Consider the following 19,271-nt stretch of genomic DNA (forward strand, 5'->3'; position numbering starts at 1 on the left):
TTTATTCTGATTGATCCTTAAACTTTTGGAAATCTTCATCTACTTAAGCTTTCTCCACCACCCCCTTAATCAGAATATCAATATCTATATTCAATTTCATTGCTACCACTGCTTGTTTTGTTAATAGCACTTATCAGTACCACTAAATATTCTAGCAATATTCTATTAGTCATCTTCAACTTTAATTTTAGCTTCTAATTCGTTAGATATGGGCTTGTAATCAATAACATCTGGTATTATTTTATTGTCAGAAACTTTGCTTTTAGGGGTGAAGCTATTACTTTCAAGTATATCTTTCAGATCAGTTGTCTCTGATTCTGATTTAACTTGTGGATCATTATTTAAAAAATAATTATCTTCTATCTGTACGTTCTCAAGTTCATCTTTAATTAAAATACCTAAATCATCATTTGTAGTAACTTCAAATCCTTTTAAAATTGTGTTATCAGAATCAATTTCAATAGTATTTTCAATTGTAGCTTCATGTTTTTCTGTTGACTCTACTGTTATTTCTTCGTGAATAGTCACTTCTTCATCATACTCACCTGGATAAACTTTAACACTTTCACCTTGATATTCATTTACATCATCTATAGCGTCTGGGATAGTATTAAAGATTAATAATGTTTCACTATCCTCTTTAAGAAGACCTACTGTATTGGTTACATCAAGTTCTACAACTGATGTATCAATTTCTGTAACACCACCAATACAAGATATGCTACCTATTACTTGTCCTTCATCAACAGAAAGTACACAATCTTCAGGGTCTACATCCTCATCTACGGTGATATGATTTAAAATGGTGTCCTCACCTATTATTGTAAAGCCACCTTCCCCTTCTGCAGTTAACACTTCATCAATTTGTACATTTTTTAATCTTGTGTCGGACCCAGCTAAGATAACATCTCCACCTGGGCTACTACTTATTACTTCAACATTTTCTAAACTAGTATCAATACCTTTATCTTTTAGATCACCTTGAATGGTAAGGTCTTTTAGCTCTATCTTTTCTACATCTTCTTCAATAGTTACATCACCTTCTATAATACTTTCACCTTGGCCCTTACCTGTAATTGTTTGTTCATCTTTAGTAATAGTGAAGTCATCTTTAAATCTAGTATCTTGAAGCTCTATAGTTTCAATTTGTTCTTTTTCAAGAACTTCTAAAAACTCAGATTCATTAAAGACTTCAACTTCCTCCGTTTTTTGTATATTGATCTCTAAAATGGCAGGTTCAATATCATCTTCATGAGATTTAATAACTAACTGTAACTCTTCACCATGACTTTTTTTACCAAAGAAAGCGCTATCAAGAGTTAATTCATCTTCATCAAAATACCATTTTTCTTCTTCTAAAGTTTCTTCACCTTTTTTAATTTCATCTACACTTGGGTAAGCTTCAAGAGTTAAATCATAATCAAAAGTTAGATCATAATCAAACTCGTCTGTTCCTAGATATAGCTTTCTAGTAGTATCTTCATCAACATACACATTTCCTTCTTTATGAGCATAACTACCTTTACTATAATTGATTTCAGTATCACCATCTGCAGTTACTTTTCCGCTTGCAGTCTTTTTAATATATAGGTTATCTTCACTACCATCACTTTTAGTTATTTCATATGCTCTACTATTAACTATCTCTGAACCATCTGATGTAACTAGTATTTCATTTTGTACCCAGCTATCAGTTAAAGTTATGTTATCCCCATCTACTGTCACAAAGCCCCCTGGGCTATTAGATGCAACTTCTATATTTTCCGTTTCAATATCTTCTCCCCTAAGTTCTAGTTCACCCATGATTATTAAATCTTTAATATTTACTTCATCAGCTTCAACAGTTAAATCTCCATCTATAACCGTCTGACTAATTTGACTAGTTGAACCTTGAAGAGTTTGTCCATCAACTTTAGATGTGAAGTCACCATCAAAATTATCTACAGGTAAGTTAACATTTTTAATATCTTCATCCTCTAAAACATCCTGTAAATCTTTAATTTCAAGAGATACAGTAGCTATTACAGTTTCTAACTTTGAAGGAATTATTATATGTTCCTTACCATCAGGTTTAACAACATTTCCTTCAAAAGTATATTCACCAGTTTCTTTACTATCGTAATCTTCACAATCCCAATCACTTATCTTTAGATCTATCTCTGTATCATTATTAAGTACTGCTTCAACCTCATCTGGTAGACCATTAATTACTTCTTCTTGTGAAGTTCCATAATTAAATGACTCAAAGAACTCTTCCTCTTCTAATTGTTTTATTTCAACAACCTCTATTAAGGTAATCGACTCTGTTTTATCTTCATCAAGATCAATCGTACCTTCTTCGGTTCCATACCCATCTTTTGAGACTTCAAAGTCATATTCTCCTTCTTCTACGTCTTCAAATACAACCTCACCTTCATAGTCAGTTTCTTTATCACCTTCACCTTCTAAATCAATTCTTGCATCTTTTAGCGGATTTTTTTCATTATCAGAAACGTTAAAAGTTAAGTCATATTCATCAGTTGTACTTCCTCCTGTTCCTCCACTTGTTCCTCCACCTGTTGTAGTTTCCTCTTCTTTTTCATCTAGATCTTCTTCTATTATTTCAGCATCTTTAACTTTACTGATCTCTTCAGGTTCACTATCAAGGTTTAGCTCCGTTTCACCAGTAACTTCAACCTTAAGTTCTTCGATCTCAGAGCTTCCTGAAATACTTGTGTTTTCTTCATTCACTACTACAGTTTCTATAGAAGCATCATCCATTGTTACAGAAATATCTTTTTTATTAATAGATACTTCTGTAATACTACCACTACCAGATACGGTGTTATTATCACCTTTAATAGATACACTAGTAATAGTTGAATCTTTACTAGTTCTAAAACTAACATCATCAGCATTTAAGTCTACCGCATTAACTTCAGTTTCTTCTTTTAGTTCAGTATTTACCACTTCTTTTTCAATATCTACTTTTTCTAAAGTAGAATTATTGAAAACTACAGACTCAGATCCACCACCCTGTACAAAAGTAGTACCTTCTACTACAACATTTTTCGTTTCAAAATCATTTTCAATATCTTTTGCTATTAGTAGTTCCTCTTCTACAGTTAGATCAGATACTATAACATCTTCTCCTTTTACAGTAACTTTAGGGATAACCTCTTGATTTCCATCAAAACTTACATCAGAGGCATTGATAGTTATAGAGTCTATTGAAACAATTTTATTATCATCATGATTAACTAATAGCTTAGCTCCTTCTAATGCTTCACTATTTTCATAACTAAGTAAGCTAAGATCCTCATAAACGGTATACTTTCCATCTTCTTCTGTAATAAGGTTGTTATCTTCAGTTATCTCTTTTACAGTTACAGAAGAAGTATCAATAATTTCATATGCTTTAGTTATATAATCTTCGGCATTAAAGTAAAGTTCATAAGTTAATCTTGCTAGTGCTTGTCTACTAGCATAAGAGCTAGGGTTAAAACTAAATGAACCATCATCATTTTTACTACCTTCAATAAAGCCAATTTCTGCTCCTAAAGATACATAGTCTTTTGCCCATTTTGATGTCTCTTCCCAATCAGAAAAACTAGGATCTAGTTCTTCTATTGCAGCTATTTCATCTAGCTCAAGAGCTCTCATGAAAAAAGTAGCTAACTGCTCCCTTGTAACATTTCTATCAGGAGCAAACTCAGTTTCTGTCATACCAGTAGTTATTCCAGCATCCACTAAAGCTCCAACCTCTTTTGTATACCAGATGTCTTCTTGAACATCATAAAAAGATGCTCCTAACTCATAATTGTCCTCAAGCTCTAGTGCCCTAGAGAGAATAACTGCAAGTTCTGCTCTAGTAATGCTACTACTTGGTCTAAAGGTTCCATCATCGTAACCAGTAATGATATCTTCCTGGTGCAATGTTTCAATTTCTTTTTCAGCGTAACTACCACTCACATCTGTCAGTCCATCATCTACAGCAAAAGTTATACCTGTAGTACACAATATAAAAGTAATTACTATGAGTAGTAACTTGAACCTTTTACAGCTAGTATAGTTCATGTCGTTCCTCCTTTCACAAATTGCAACTATAAGACAACGGTCACAATTAATTAACCACCTCCTACCTTTGTATTAGTGATAACTAGTTCTTAAGTCACGCTATTAATAGGTTAACAAGTTTTATGCGAAAAGTTTGTCAAAATTTGCTATTGTTTTTAAAATTTGTTTTTTATTATTTAATAAAAGTATTGGCATTTAGGTATTAAAGATAGCTGAAATTCTTTAAAATTTTATTAAAATTATAAAGAATTTTTATTTAAACTCTCCTCATAATGAGTAGGTAGTATTCACAGTAATTAGCTGTAGCTTCTACCTCTCACAGAATCGTGCTTCAGACTGTCTATAATCCTGTAAGAGTAATTGATAAAATTAGGATATCAATTAAGACAAAAACCATATAACAGAAAACACTTACTTAATTCTTTATTAGCTTCGACAAGTCGCAACAAATTTCTCTTTCGATTTAACGTAAAATTAAGTAATGGAATAAAGAGAAAGGAGGTATGAAATTTAGTAATTTCTAGAATTTCATAGATACTATTTTAATTGGAGTGGTCTTTATGGAACTGACACATAACCCATCTTTATTAGTGTTTTTAATTATTTACTTTGGGATAATGTTAGGTATAGGTTATCATTACTCAAAAAAGGTTAGTGACAGTGAGGATTTTATGTTAGCAGGTCGAACTCTTGGACCTGTTGTTTTGATGGGTACCTTAATGGCTACATGGGTTGGTAGTGGTACTGTAACAGGAGGGGATACATCAATAGCTTATTCATATGGTATCTGGCCTGCTATACTATATGGTTTTGCTAGTTTAATAGGTGTAAGCATCTTATTTCTTATAGCTCCTAAAATTAGAGCACTTGGAACATATACAGTTTCAGAAGCTTTAGAAACCAAGTATGGAACAAGTGCTAAGTTAATCGCTAGTATAATTATAATATTAGCTTTTGTAGGTATTGTTTCTTATCAGTTCACAGGACTTGGAATGGTACTAAATGTTACAACTGGAATATCAGTTGATATGGGAACTACAATTGCAGCAGTAATTATAATCTTTTTAGCAACAATCGGTGGTTTAATGTCAGTTGCACCTACAGATGCACTAAGTGCTTTTATCATCGTTATTGGATTAATAGTCGCTGTTCCATCAGCTTTAGGTCAGGCAGGTGGATGGGAGAATATTGTAACTGAAGTACCTGAAGCTAGTTTTGGTATCTTAGGTGAACTAAGTATTATTGAATTTTTAGGTTATTTCTTACCTTCGCTGTTCTTATTATTAGGGGATCAAAATATGTATCAACGACTAGCTTCTTCAAAGGGAGATAAAGAAACTAGGTTAGGTTCAATTGGTTGGGCTATTGGTCTACTTATAATATATCCATTAGTATCAGTAATAGCCTTTACTGCTAGAGTTAACTTTCCTGATATAGATCCTGGTCAGGCACTAATAGCTACAACTACAATTATGCCTACATTTATTGGCGGATTTTTACTAGCATCTATCACTGCTTTTATTATAACTACTGGTAGTTCTTATTTACTTTCTTCAGCTACTAACATCACTATGGATATTTATAGAAACTATATTAATCCAAACGCAACCGGTAAACAACAGCTATTTATAACAAGAGTCTTATTAGTAGTACTAGGAATATTAGCATATGTTTTAACTCAATACTTCCCAACTATTTTAGATGCTCAAATGTATGCCTACACAGTCTATGGCGCAGGCATAACTCCCGCTGTTCTTGGAGTATTTTTATGGGGACATAGAGTAACTAAACAAGCTGGTATTTCATCTATGATTTGTGGTACTATAGCTACTTTAATTATAGAGTTCTCTGGTGTATTTGCTTATGACCCTGTAATTATTTCTGTACCTATTGCAGTAATTGTACTAGTAGTTGTAACTTTATTTACTAAACCTAAAGATCCTGTGGTTTCTAGAGGTGATTAAAATGTCAAAACTACTTATTAAATCAGTCAATATCATTGACGGTGATTCAAATGAACTACAAGAAAATATGGATGTATTAATCGAAGGTGAAAAGATATCTAAGATTAAAAAAACAATCTCAGATAACGAAGCAAAACAAATTGATGGTACTAAAAAATACTTAGTACCGGGTTTAATCGATACTCATGTACACTTAGTTTGGGATGGAAGTGGTGACCCCCAATCTAAGATAGAGAAAAAAGACCATACTTATTTATCACTTACAGCACTAAAACAAGCAAAGTCCTGCCTATATAATGGTATAACCACTGTACGAGATGTAGGTAGCCCTGGATTAACGGTATTAAGTTTAAAACAAGCAATAAACGAACAGAAGGCAGTAGGGTCAAACATTATATGTTCAGGACCTGCCATGGTGATGATAGGTGGTCATGGCTGGTTTTTAGGAAAAGAAGTTTCAGGTGAAGATGAAATAAGAAGAAAAACTCGTGAGGTTTTAAAGGAAGGCGTAGATTTAGTTAAAGTAATGGCAACTGGTGGTATATATACTGATGGAGAAGAACCAGGTGCCCCGCAGTTACAAGCTAAAGAAATAGAAGCTGCCGTTATAGAAGCACATAACCAAGGAAAAAAAGTAGCATCACATGCACAAGGGTTAACAGGAATAGAAAACTCAATAACAGCTGGTGTAGATTCCATTGAACACTGTATATTTGCAGATGATAATTCTCTTCAAAAAATGAAAGAACAAGACATTTTTATGGTACCAACTTTAAATGTTATGAAAAGGATGGCAAACATAGGAGTAGCAGGTGGACTTCCTGAGTTTGCAGCAAAAAAAGCAAGCCAAGTAGTTAAGGTACATCAAAATACTTTTCAAAAAGCTCTTGATAAAGGAGTTAAAATAGCAGCTGGAACTGATTTATTTGCTCCTTACTTACCCACAAAAGAATATTTTAATGAATTAAAACTAATGAATGAGCTTGGTATGTCCCCGTCACAAGTATTACGTTCAGCTACTTCTAAAGCAGCTGAGCTACTAGACATTACAAATAGAGGAATAATAAAGGAAGGTAATATTGCAGATCTTGTATTATTAAATAATAACCCTTTATCCGATATTGGAGCACTTAAAGACCAGTACAAAGTTATTAAAGAAGGCTCATTGATTTGATGTAGTAAGTCCTCTGCCCTTTCAAGCAGAGGACTTTTAACCTTGTGGATAGTGGATAACTTAAAAATAGTGAAAGTTATTCACAGTGTTATCCACGTAGTTCTTAACAAGTTAACTTCTTAAGTTCAATAACTTCAAAATCCATATACTCTGGTCTACTTACAGTATTAGGGCGAAAAGCCCACGCTTTCAATCGTGGGATGAAATCCTATTTTTTTAATAAAATTAAGTTGTACTATACGTAGTTCTCTATTTCTATAGTAACATTTTTAACTAATACTAATCTATATAACAGAAAAACTTTCGACTAAAAATAAGTCGGTAGTTTTTCTGTGTACCTTTTAAATAACTAATTGAGATAACTTTTTTATCATACTGAATATCCTCTTTACCTTAAGGAAATATGATGTAAAACTTAGTTTTATATTCATTAGAATTAATTTTCATTTCTGCATTATATTTTTTGTAAGCCATAACCCCTCCCACTCCCTTTAGTTGAATATCCTTGATCAAAGATTTTTGTTTTTTGTTTCTTTGATATTTTGGATCCATTATTTGAAACAATAATCATTTTATTATTATTGTGATTTTTAAATTCGAGACCAACATACCTATCATTATTATTAAGTACAGCTTTAAATGTATTATTTAAAAGGTTTGCAACAATAGTATTCAGATCCCAAGAACTTATATCCCATTCAGTAATATCATCTTTGAACGCAAAAACAAAATTAATGTCTTTTTCTTCAGCTAACTTATTTTGAGTATTTAACGTGACTACTGTATATCTATTAATAATGTTAAATGCAATATTACACCTGTAACTATTGCTGTATTAATAATTACAGGATAAAATGCAGAGAAATCGAGCGAGTTTCCTTAGACAAGGGTATCATCTCCCTCGATTTATCATTTTTTTGTTATATGGTAACTAGTGAGTAAAGAACTCCTAGTTACAACTACCAAAGGAATTTTTTCTTATATCCGTCCTTCGAAATAAATGCTTAATTGTCCCAGTATTTGAGCCCAATTTTTTGTTCTCATAGTCCATTTTTTATTGATATCCATAGTCGAAAGATAAAGCATTTTTAATAAGGATTCATCTGTCGGAAAGATGCTCTTTGATTTAGTTGATTTTCTGACTTCTCCGGGATATTTAAACATAGCAACCATCTAGTCTCACTTTGTAGTGAACGGCACCCATGACTACATGTGCATAGATTTTGCATACATACTCAATACCTGATTATCAATACTTGATACGTCTCTCTGATTCTTTTTCACTGTTTGAGGTTCGAATTCTCCTTCACGATCTCTTGGTACTTCAATTCTATATTGCCATAATTTGATCTTAATTGTTTTTCTCTCTTTCCATTTCGACTATTTGTAGTTTCCTTTCATACTTCTAGTGAAGGTATACACCGTTTATTTTACACTCTCGAGCCCTTCCTTTGGAAAACAGCTAGTTGCTTTTCTAAATCACTAGGTTATTTTTCGACTTTTTTAGGTCCCTACTTTTTGTGGGAAACTTGTTTAATTATTTTAACACTTCTTTTAATAACAGACCTGTTTATATGGAGCTAAATGTCGAAATATCAATAACTCATATTAATAAATAAAACGATACATTTCCCGGGAAATTCGACATAAAAAAAGAGTTGCCCGAAAACCGGACAACCCTTTTAGAGTCTTATTCTTCATCATCTTCTTTTTCTTCAACAACAACTTCTACTTCTTCAGTCTCATCATCAGTTGAAACTAAGAAAGTATGTGTACCTTTATCATCTTCATCAGTTTCTAAAGAAAATACTACAGTCTCTTTTTCATTAGCTTCAAGATCAGAGAAAACTTCAATATCTAAAATATTGTCATTTACATCAAGAAGTTCAACAATTTGTCTACCTTCAACATACCCATCGTTTTCAACAGTAGCTTCAATTTCTATCTCTTCACCTACTGTTACAGATTCAGTAGCATCTTTGATATCTACACTAAAAGTATTTTCTTCTACAACAAACTCATGGTCTTTTTCAATTGTATCAGCGTTATCAGCTTCAATTGTTAAAAGAGATAAGTATGTATTAGGAGTAGTGAATCTTTTTAAATCGAAGCTTAATTCTTTTTTCTCTGAAATACTATCAAATGTTTTTTCTTCATTAAACACTGCTTCATCTGAGTCTTTACTATATACACTTGAGGTTACAGTTACATCTTCTGCATCTACACCATTTGTTTCTTCAATTGTAATGTCTAATTCACTGTAGTCATAACCAACTACTTCATTTGTTAAAACATCTTTCCAGTCATTACTAACCTCAAGTTCAGCTGTTTTAGCCTCTACAGAAGTGTTAGTTGTAGCTAGTTCTTTAAAGTCATCTTCATCTTCTAAAACTTCATAAATAGAAGCTACAATAGTATCTTCTTCAGAAATTTCATCAATATCACTTACTTCAATTTCTTTAGTACCTTCACTAGAGATATGTTTTACTACACCTTCATCATCATTTTCTTCATTCATAACAACTAAAATTGTTTCACCATCAAAGTTAGAAACATCATATTCTACTTCAAAAGTTTCTTGGTTAACTTTAATATCATCAATTTCTACTTCAATTTCTTTTTCATCTTCCTCTAGATCTTCACCAAAAATTGCTTCTCTTACAAAGTCAGTTACAGCTGCATGAGCTGGTGGTCCTTGTCTCTTTTCTCGATTTTCAAACATTTCTCTTACTTTATCCGGAACACTAGCATGTTCTGGTGGTCCTTGCTCTCCAGCGTGATCAGGTGGACCAGGTTGTCCTGCATGATCAGGGCGTCCTTTAGATTTTGAACTTTCTTTCTCTTCTTCCTCATTTTCACTTTCTACTTCCTTTTCTTCTTCAGTTTCTTCTACTTCCTTTTCTTCAACCTGTCTATTAGGCCCTGCATGATCAGGTGGGCCTGCGTGCTCCGGTGGTCCTTGTGCAAGTGCAGTTCCTGTACTAAAAGTTGTAATTAAAGCTAACATAGCTAAAGTTTTTAACATATTAAATACACCTCCAAAATATTTTATAATTCTTCTGATTCACTCCATCTTTTCTCCATATTTTCAAAGCTGAAGTCATAAATCTTCCATTCGTTTTCTTGTAGACGAAGTTTTAATTGTTCTGTGTAACTAATATTTTCTGAATTAATAATAGTTTCAGTCATAATACTATCAAGTTTGTTTTGAAGCTCTTTTTCACTTTTATCTTCTGTAATTAAAACTTCTTTTGCATTCTTATAGTAGTTTTCTAGTACTACTTCAAAATTGGGTTTAGTAAACTCTACATTTACATAAGAAATATCATCTTCTATTTTGTAATCAATAGGTTTTAGTTGAAACCTTTCAAGAACCTGTTTATCTTCTTCTGTTAATTCTTCTAGATCTATTTCTAGATCTAACTCATCTTCTCTATCGAGATATGTCATGTCTTCTAAGTCTTCTTGGTTTTTATAAGAGCTCCAGTACTTTTCTACTACCTCAGTTGGTTTAGTTCTTTTAGGTGTTTCTAGTCCAATATCAATTTCACCAGTTTCAGAGTGATACTCTACACTATCACCTAAAATTTCACTAACAAACCTTAAAGGAACTAAAGTACGTCCATCAATTGCTTGTCCTGGTACCTCTAGTTCGTTTTTTTTGCCATCTACTAAAACTTCCTTTTTCCCTAGAACCATTTCAATAGTTGTATTATCTCGTTCAATAACTACCATGTTTTCTTTTGAGACCCAATCAACATGAGCACCTAGAGCTTTCGAAACTTTTCTCACAGGAATTAAGGTCCTACCATCTTCCATTTGAGGAGCTACATCAAAGGTTAGTGATTCTCCGCGAACAAAGATTTTGTCCTCTAAAGGAGCATTACTACGTTTCTCTATTAGTTCAGGTGCTTTTTTTATCTTTTGTAACTCTTGTTTTCTTTCTTCGATACTCTCAGTAGCTTCAAAAGACAATCCATAAGCTAAAGAGCTACCACCTAAAAAAGTAACTAGAGAAACTAATGCAAGGATATTTTTCGTTTTACACACTGTATCACCTCCTCTATACGTTATTGTTTTTTACCCCTTCATCTACAAGTACGTAAACTAAATGTAATTTTAGGGACTTTAAGAAAATTGTTTTGTTTGTAATCTATACAATAATAAAAAAAAGAAACTAGTTACAGGTACAAACACCTTAATTTCTAGTACCCCTTAAGTCTTAAGTTAAAAAAATAACCTATATTTATATAGGTTAACAGTCCTAAACTTTTAGACATAGAAAAAGGGGCTAAATCCCAGTATGGGTTTAGCCGCTTATATCTTTAATATTTAAATTTAGAAACCTCTTCTTGCATATCTTGAGCTAACTTTGCTAAATGATCACTAGAACGAGCTATCTCTTCCATTGAGGCCGTTTGTTCTTCAACTGAAGAAGACATTTCTTCAGTACTTGAAGAGTTTTGTTGTGCGATAGCTGCTAAGTTTTGAAGTTTATCAATAATCTCTTGTTTCTTTTTTTGCATCTCACTACCAGTTTCATTTAAAGTTTCAACAACTTCTCTAACCTGTTCAATCCCATCAGCTATGCCTTCAAATTTAACATCAGCTTCTTTTACGTATTGAGATTGTTCTTTAGTTGTTTCACTTACTTCTTTCACAGTACTAACAGCTGTATTAGTTTTATTCATAAGGTCAGTTACTATTTGAGAGATCTCATCAGAATACTTGTTTGAGTTTTCAGCAAGATTTCTTATTTCATTTGCTACTACTGAAAAACCAGATCCTGCTTCACCAGCTCTTGCAGCCTCTATACTAGCATTTAATGCAAGTAAGTTAGTCTGTTCTGCAATCTCTTTAATAGTATTACTAGCTTTTTCTATGTTATCTGCACTTTGTTTAGTTTCATTGATTATTTCAGCAATATTTTGTGAAGCTGACTCGTTTTGTTCAGTTTTATTAGTTAATTCTTCAACTACCTTTGAACCTTGGTTCTTTAAGTCTGTTACATTTTCTATAGCTGTATTTAACTGTCTTACATAAGACTGTTCTTGTTCAACTATCTCACCTAAGCTTTCAGTACTATCTGATGCTTGTTCAGTACTTTCAGCTTGGTTACTAGCACCACTTGCAATATCTTCTACAGCTTTTGAAACTTCATTAGCTGCACTTGTATTTTCTTCACTGTTAGCACTTAATTCTTGTGAAGATGATGCTACTTGTTGTGCTTTTTCTTCAATACCTTTTAATAAGTTTGAAATGTTTTCTCTCATATTAGTGACTGCTCTTGTGATATCACCAATTTCATCATTTCTATCTAAATACTTATTTGAATTAGCTTCTTCATTATAAGTGAAATCATAATCACCTAATCTACTTATAAGCTTTGTTAATTCACCAATTGGTTTACCAGCTACTTTATTTACAAAGTAAGCCATTAGAAAAGCTATTAAAAGAGTTAGTACAAAAGCAGTTACAATTACAGTTTGAGTAAACTCTACATCACCTAAAACTTCATCTTGAGAAACATCATAAAATAATACCCAATCTAACTCCTCTAGATAAGTACTACCTACATAACTATCATCCGCTTCGAATACTTCTTCTTTTTGTAAAGTAGTCTCTTCTATGTAACCATCTCTTAACATATTTAATCTATCTTCATTAGCTTCATTACCAGGTTCAGCTATTACTGTCCCTTCTGTATTCATGATATATACTGAACCTGCGTAATCTTCACTAACTTCTCTTACATAGTTAGATAAAAAACCTAAAGTAATATCAGCCGCAACTACATTATTATCATATGGATAAGATACCGTTACTGTATAGTCACCTGAACTTGCATCTTGATAGGGTTCAGTTACATAGGCTTCACCTTGTTCAATAGCTCCTTGAAACCAAGCTCTATCCCTAGGATCATAGTCATCTCCTAAGTCTCGTTCTGGTTCTACTATTGTTTCTCCTTCATCTGTTCCAACATAAATATTCATGACATGCTCATTATTATTAATTGTATTACTATATAAGTTTCTTAACTCTTCTTTTTCATATTCTAGTTCTTGTTGAGAAAGTGCTAACCCCTCTACAAGTACCATAGTTTCATTTACGACTTCTGTAATATCTTCTCTTATGATATTAACTTGACTCTCTATTTCATCTGTAACATAACCCCTTAAAGCCGGTAATGTATTCGTTATCACAACTGCCGATATACCAATAATCGGTATCAATATCCCTATAACAGATAAAATAAACAGTTTTTGACTTAATTTAAGTCTAGTTAACAATTAATTCACTCCTTCCCTAATTTTGTCTATATTTCTTATTTTTATAAGTATACCATACATTTTTTATTATAAATAGTCCTTGTTTCCTTTCGTTATAACATATATTTTTGCAATTTTCTAAAAACAACAACTGATCCTTTAAAATAAAAATTTTTGTAGGACATATTCATAAAAAAAGTAGGACATATTCATAAAAAAAGAATAGCAGCCTCCTTATTTAGCTCTATAATAAATATGCTGAAACATCAATGTAATAAGTAAGTAATACACCAATCCAAATAAAAGGAACAAAAGGTATTTGTGTCTTTCTATCAACTTTTCCTAAAAGCATACCAGGAATCATAATCAATAATCCAAGTACAGATGCAAAAAACAAGCTATAAAAAGCATCTAAAGCCCCTATAGTCAGAGCTATAACTCCGTAGAGCTTAACATCTCCACCTCCTAGTTTATTACCACTTAAAACCATAACTAAAAAAAGTGATAAAAACATCACAAAACCACTTACTAGATAATATAAAAGATAAAAGTCTAAAGCGATATGTAGTACTATTCTAAGTATAAGTATAATTGCACCAAATACAATTAACAGTTTGTTTAATATAAGCCTTTTTTTAATATCTGTTATGACAGATATTACTAGTAAAGAGCCTAAGGTCAAGTGAATTAATAAATCTATACTAAAACCGAAGTTATGATAAAGAAGCGCAAACGTAACACTAGTTATTAGCTCACCTAGTAGATAATAACAAGAGATGCTTTGCTTACAATTTTTGCATTTTCCAAGTAACAAGATATAACTTACAATAGGTATCATTTCTATTACACTTAATTTTTCTTTACAATTTGGGCAATGAGACCTACCTAAAAGGATATGTTTTAAATTTTCTTGTCCTTTATCAAGTAGGCTAAATGCTACTACATTGTAAAAACTTCCAAATAAAGTTCCTAAAATAAAGAAAATAAATATATCCATTTTACAGTCTCCTATCATGTTATTAGAATAAATCTAGGGTTTAGCTCTCATAAGACTCCACTTAACTTTCCTAAAGACCCATCTAATTAAGTATATTGTTAGCAGGAAGATGCTCGTCCATAGTTTTTTTAGAGATTAAGCCCTGTTGGGCTAATTCTTTTATAGCACTCTCCATAGTTTTCATTTGGTATTTAGCTCCCATTTGCATTTGTGAATAGATTTGATGTGTTTTTCCTTCTCTAATTAAGTTCTTAATCCCAGGAGTAGAAACTAACGCCTCTATAGCAGCCACTCTATTCCCTCCTACGCGTGGGAGTAATCGCTGTGCTAAAATACCCTTTAACGTGCCAGCTAATTGTATCCTTACTTGATTTTGTTGATGTGGTGGAAAAACATCGATAATTCTATCAATAGTTTTTGGAGCATCTACTGTATGTAAAGTAGCCAAGACTAAGTGTCCGGTTTCTGCTGCAGTGATAGCAGTTTGAATAGTTTCTAGATCTCTCATTTCCCCTACTAAAATAACATCCGGGTCTTGGCGTAAAGCTGCTCTTAAGCCTGGAGCAAACCCAGAACAATCACTACCAATTTCTCTTTGATTTATGATGCTTTTTTTATGATCATGTAAGTATTCAATCGGATCTTCTAGTGTGATTATATGTGAGGTTTTTTCACGGTTAATATACTCAACCATTGAAGCAAGGGTTGTAGTCTTACCACTACCCGTAGCACCAGTAACAATCACAAGTCCTTTATCCTCTCTTGCTAAATCCTTTACCAAAGGGATAAGACCTAATTCATCTATTGAAGGTATCTTTGAAGATATAATGCGACAAGAAATACCGTAACTACCGCGCTGTAAAAATATATTGATCCTAAAACGTCCTATACCAGCTAAACTATAAGATAAATCAAGTTCACCTTCAGATGTAAGTTGATCAGTCCCTTTTTTGGACATGAGTTCTTTTGCGAGTAATTGAGTCATACCAGGAGTCATTTTTTCTTCTTGTAAGGGGGTAAGTACTCCGTCTTTTCTCACCATAGGAAAAGATCCTACAGTTATATGTAAATCTGAAGCCTTTCTTTCTACTGCCTTAGTTAATAGGTCAGTCATAGTAATCTTTCCAACAAAGTTATAGTTTCGATCATTTAACTCTTCACTTTGAGTAGTATTTTTTATCATATTATCACTCCTAAGTAAATTATGATCTAAGCTACCTTCTTCTTTAAAAGGAACTTTCACCACCTCTTTCATGGTAGCTAAATTTTACCATATACTCCTTATCATCTTTACCTGATGGATCAGAAAGTCCCCAGTCCTCTTCATATTTTAATCGTAAAAAAGGACAAGTCACATACAACCATTTTTATAGCTATATCTACTTTAGAAAGCTCACTAATTAATATTGGATATTGCTCTTTATTCATATCCACAGCATATAAGTCTTTAATTACTCGAACAGCATCTTAATTAATCTGTGGCTTAGCCCCTATACCAGCTGAGAAAGGCTAAAATACATCAGATGCATATAATTTAGAAATCGCTTCTGCCATTTGTGATCTACAAGAATTATTAACACATACAAAGGCTACTTTTGGTTTCATAAGTATCCTCCTAGTTAATTTTTATACCCACATACATTTTACTAACCATTTCCATTCTATCAATATAGTCTTTAACATGTTTTTTATATTCTTTCTTACAATCCTCCTAACTCTTCACTAATAAATCTTAAAGGTACAAGGGCACGACCATTTTTATCAATATACGGATCTTTTTCTAGTTCAACTAGTTCATTGTCAATATAAATATCTAAGTTTTCTTCAGCTAGAACAAAACTAGTTGATAAAAGTAGTAAACAAGATATGATAATTAATTTTAGACTTTTTCTCAATAGATCACCTCGTTTAAATTATCACTCACATAGGTCAGTAGTTTCTAACAAATCTAGAAACTGTTTTTGTACAAAGTTATCTGTTTTATCATAAAGGTTAATATAATTTTCTAAAAGTTTTTCTCCATTATGAGTCAGGGTAGTTCCTCCACCACTTTCACCACCAGATTTCTTTTCTATTAAATTACAATCTAGTCTATCTTCAACCTTTTTTAATTTTCCCCAGGCAGTACGATATGACATATCTAACTTTTTAGAAGCCTTACTTATAGAACCAGTTTCCTTAATTGCTAAAAGCAATTTTAATAAACCTTCACCTATTATTAGTTCACCATCATCATTTTCTATCCAAAGCTTAAATTTAATTTGCATATTTACACCCCTTATATATAATATCATTTAAATAAGTTTTAATAAATTTATTTAGAAGGATTTTCTATAAGAATATAGAAATTAAATTGACGATATGTTAGTATAGACATATCGAGTTCTTAAATTAGAAGGGAGAGAAGTATTATGTTAAAGAAATCACTATTAGTTCTTCTAGGGTTAACCCTAATTTTACCTTTATTAGGATGTGAAAGTGAATCAGAGGTTTTAACACTAGCAACTACTACCAGTACAGAAGACTCTGGATTATTAGATGAGTTATTACCTATTTTTGAAGATGAAACAGGCTATCGAGTAGATGTAATTGCAGTTGGAACTGGTCAGGCTTTAGAAATTGGTAGAAGTGGTGATGCTGATATATTACTCGTTCACGCAAAAGGTTTAGAAAAAGAATTTGTTGAAGATGGTTACGGGACAAAGCGTTATCCTGTAATGTATAATGATTTTGTTGTCTTAGGACCTTCTAAAGATCCTGCAGCTGTTTTAGAAGCTAATAACCTTGAAAAAACAATAACAGAAATTTATGAAACAGGTGAAAAAAACGAAACATCTTTTGCTTCAAGAGGTGATAAATCAGGAACACACGTAAAAGAAAGTGCACTTTGGGAAAAGTTTCAGTTAGATGTTGAAGCAAAGGAGTGGTATAACTCTCTTGGACAAGGTATGGGTGATACTTTAATTGCAGCAAATGAAATGAACGCTTATAGCTTATCAGATAGAGGAACTTTTCTTTCTATGAAAGATAAGCTAAAAAATCTAGATATTGTTTTTGAAGGGGACGACTTACTTACTAACCCCTATGGAATTATCCCAGTAGATCCTGATACTCATGAAAATGTTAAGTATGACGCTTCTAAAGAACTAGTAGAGTTTTTTACTAGAGATGATACCCAAAAAAAAATATCAGAGTTTCGGGTAGATGAATATGGTGAACCACTATTTTTCCCTGATGCTAACTAATATTTACAACGGAGGATAGATACATGGATAATATTATATCTGGTTTTTTTGAAGCTATAAAATTGTTGGTTAATTTGGATCCTTATGTTATGGATATAATTTCAGTTTCAATGATGGTATCAGGTATTGCTCTAATAATTGCTTCTTTGATAGGAATACCGTTAGGTGCTTTTCTTGGCTTAACTAGTTTTCCAGGTAAACATTTAGTTGTTGCATTGTTATACACAGGAATGGGCTTTCCTCCTGTAGTTATAGGTTTATTTGTTTTTATTTTATTTTCAAATGTTGGACCTTTAGGATCACTTGAATGGTTATACACAACCAAAGCTATGATTGTTGCCCAGTCTTTTATATCATTTCCTTTAGTAGCAGGGTTTACAATGACTGCTGTAATGGGTGTTGATAAAAGTCTATTACTACAATTACGAGCATTAGGTGCAACTAATCGACAAATAATATGGGCAATAATAAAAGAAGCTAGATTAGGTGTCTTAGTTTCAGTTATTGCAGGATTTGGTGCTATTATATCAGAAGTTGGTGCAGTCATGATGGTAGGAGGTAATATAGCAGGTAGTACAAGGGTACTTACAACCGCTATTGTATTAGAAACTAGACAAGGTAATTTTGGACTTGCTATAAGTTTTGGTTTAATTCTTTTAACTATAACTTTTATAGTAAACTTTATTATGCTTCATTTTCAAAAAAGGAAGTTGATTGGTAGTGACTAATGTATATAACCTTAAACATATCTCAAAATCGTATAATGATAAGACTGTTCTTGATATTGATAACCTTACAATTCGCAGAGGTGAAATCTTAGGTTTAGTTGGTCCAAGCGGTGCAGGAAAAAGTACATTACTTCGTATATTAAATTTTATAGAACATACTGATACTGGAAAAATTAATTTTTTAGATAAGACCTATACTAAGAATAAATTACCTGATTTAGATATTCGAAGAAAAGTGACGACAGTATTTCAACGACCCTACTTAATGACAAGTTCAGTATATCAAAACATTATCTACCCTCTTAAAATAAGAAATCAAAGTTACGATCACGAAGTAGATGAAATAATTGAAAAACTAGGACTAACACAATTAAAACACAAAAGAGCTGATAAACTGTCGGGTGGGGAGGCACAAAGAGTAGCATTAGCTAGGGCATTAGTATTTAAACCAGAAGTAATACTTCTTGATGAGCCTACCTCAAACTTAGACCCGGCTAATGTAAAAATTATTGAAGATATGATTGAAGATTATAGAACTAAATTAAATGCTACAATCGTAATTGTAACTCACAATGTATTTCAAGCTAAAAGACTTGCAACAAAAGTTAGTTTGCTTTATAAAGGAAAGTTAATTGAAGTAAATGATAAAAAAGATTTCTTTATTAATCCAAGTCATAGTATTACAAAACAATTTCTTTCTGGTGAACTTATATATTAGTGGGTGTATCAAAAGTATAGTGTGGCCAACTAGTATCCTGATAGATTGTTTACAAAATGTTTACAAAATGTTTGCATTTTGTTTACAATTACATCTTATATAGTTGTTATAATAGTTTCG

14 protein-coding genes and 3 pseudogenes are annotated in these 19,271 nt (G+C 32.2%); 5 read left to right on the plus strand and 12 right to left on the minus strand.

The annotated features are described in order from the left end of the window. Positions 1-165: 165 nt before the first annotated feature. Positions 166-4,056, minus strand: a complete 3,891-nt coding sequence (locus tag CDO51_RS08770) for an S-layer homology domain-containing protein (RefSeq protein ID WP_089023908.1) — start codon at positions 4,054-4,056, stop codon at positions 166-168. 560 nt (positions 4,057-4,616) lie between these two features. Here CDO51_RS08770 and CDO51_RS08775 point away from each other — a divergent pair. Together CDO51_RS08775 and CDO51_RS08780 are read left to right on the plus strand one after the other, a co-directional pair. After that, positions 4,617-6,020 carry a sodium:solute symporter family protein gene (locus CDO51_RS08775; protein ID WP_089023909.1) on the plus strand — a complete coding sequence of 468 codons (1,404 nt, stop codon included), beginning with the start codon at positions 4,617-4,619 and terminating at the stop codon, positions 6,018-6,020. 1 nt (position 6,021) lies between these two features. Then, positions 6,022-7,194: a metal-dependent hydrolase family protein gene (locus tag CDO51_RS08780; protein ID WP_089023910.1), complete on the plus strand. Its 1,173-nt coding sequence runs from the start codon at positions 6,022-6,024 to the stop codon at positions 7,192-7,194. A gap of 454 nt (positions 7,195-7,648) precedes the next feature. Here the strand turns inward: CDO51_RS08780 and CDO51_RS15405 are convergent, their stop codons facing one another. The 11 genes and pseudogenes from CDO51_RS15405 to CDO51_RS08830 form a co-directional block, all read right to left on the minus strand. Beyond that, complete coding sequence (locus CDO51_RS15405; protein WP_089023911.1) at positions 7,649-8,005, minus strand: ATP-binding protein; 357 nt, start codon at positions 8,003-8,005, stop codon at positions 7,649-7,651. Positions 8,006-8,172: 167 nt separating this feature from the next. Then, positions 8,173-8,334, minus strand: a pseudogene (locus CDO51_RS15410) (IS256 family transposase); the annotation flags it as partial. A gap of 75 nt (positions 8,335-8,409) precedes the next feature. Continuing rightward, a pseudogene (locus tag CDO51_RS13505) lies at positions 8,410-8,591 on the minus strand (transposase); the annotation flags it as partial. Positions 8,592-8,884: 293 nt separating this feature from the next. Then, positions 8,885-10,219 (minus strand): CARDB domain-containing protein, encoded by a 1,335-nt coding sequence (locus tag CDO51_RS08795; RefSeq protein WP_089023913.1) that lies wholly within the window; start codon positions 10,217-10,219, stop codon positions 8,885-8,887. A gap of 23 nt (positions 10,220-10,242) precedes the next feature. Then, positions 10,243-11,244: a copper amine oxidase N-terminal domain-containing protein gene (locus CDO51_RS08800; protein ID WP_089023914.1), complete on the minus strand. Its 1,002-nt coding sequence runs from the start codon at positions 11,242-11,244 to the stop codon at positions 10,243-10,245. Between the two features lie 275 nt (positions 11,245-11,519). Beyond that, entirely contained in the window at positions 11,520-13,484 is a 1,965-nt protein-coding gene (locus CDO51_RS08805) for a methyl-accepting chemotaxis protein (RefSeq protein WP_089023915.1), read from the minus strand. Positions 13,485-13,707: 223 nt separating this feature from the next. Further along, positions 13,708-14,460, minus strand: coding sequence for a prepilin peptidase (locus CDO51_RS08810; protein ID WP_158212406.1), 753 nt, complete (start codon positions 14,458-14,460; stop codon positions 13,708-13,710). An 82-nt stretch (positions 14,461-14,542) separates the two neighbouring features. After that, entirely contained in the window at positions 14,543-15,580 is a 1,038-nt protein-coding gene (locus CDO51_RS08815) for a type IV pilus twitching motility protein PilT (RefSeq protein ID WP_089023934.1), read from the minus strand. 106 nt (positions 15,581-15,686) lie between these two features. After that, a pseudogene (locus CDO51_RS15415) lies at positions 15,687-16,065 on the minus strand (arsenate reductase/protein-tyrosine-phosphatase family protein). Between the two features lie 95 nt (positions 16,066-16,160). Then, positions 16,161-16,355 carry a stalk domain-containing protein gene (locus CDO51_RS08825; protein WP_089023917.1) on the minus strand — a complete coding sequence of 65 codons (195 nt, stop codon included), beginning with the start codon at positions 16,353-16,355 and terminating at the stop codon, positions 16,161-16,163. A 21-nt stretch (positions 16,356-16,376) separates the two neighbouring features. Beyond that, positions 16,377-16,727 carry a winged helix-turn-helix domain-containing protein gene (locus CDO51_RS08830; RefSeq protein WP_089023918.1) on the minus strand — a complete coding sequence of 117 codons (351 nt, stop codon included), beginning with the start codon at positions 16,725-16,727 and terminating at the stop codon, positions 16,377-16,379. A gap of 144 nt (positions 16,728-16,871) precedes the next feature. On the opposite strand from CDO51_RS08830, the gene CDO51_RS08835 reads away from it, so the two are divergent. From CDO51_RS08835 to CDO51_RS08845, 3 genes are read left to right on the plus strand one after another with little or no spacing between them, the layout of a single operon-like run. Further along, entirely contained in the window at positions 16,872-17,705 is an 834-nt protein-coding gene (locus tag CDO51_RS08835) for an ABC transporter substrate-binding protein (protein ID WP_089023919.1), read from the plus strand. Between the two features lie 23 nt (positions 17,706-17,728). Continuing rightward, entirely contained in the window at positions 17,729-18,433 is a 705-nt protein-coding gene (locus tag CDO51_RS08840) for an ABC transporter permease (protein WP_089023920.1), read from the plus strand. Then, on the plus strand, positions 18,426-19,151 hold the full coding sequence (locus CDO51_RS08845; RefSeq protein ID WP_240503535.1) for an ABC transporter ATP-binding protein: 726 nt from the start codon (positions 18,426-18,428) through the stop codon (positions 19,149-19,151). The genes CDO51_RS08840 and CDO51_RS08845 overlap by 8 nt, the downstream gene beginning before the upstream one ends. Positions 19,152-19,271: the final 120 nt, after the last annotated feature.

The organism is Natranaerobius trueperi, from assembly GCF_002216005.1.
GTDB lineage: Bacteria > Bacillota > Natranaerobiia > Natranaerobiales > Natranaerobiaceae > Natranaerobius_A > Natranaerobius_A trueperi.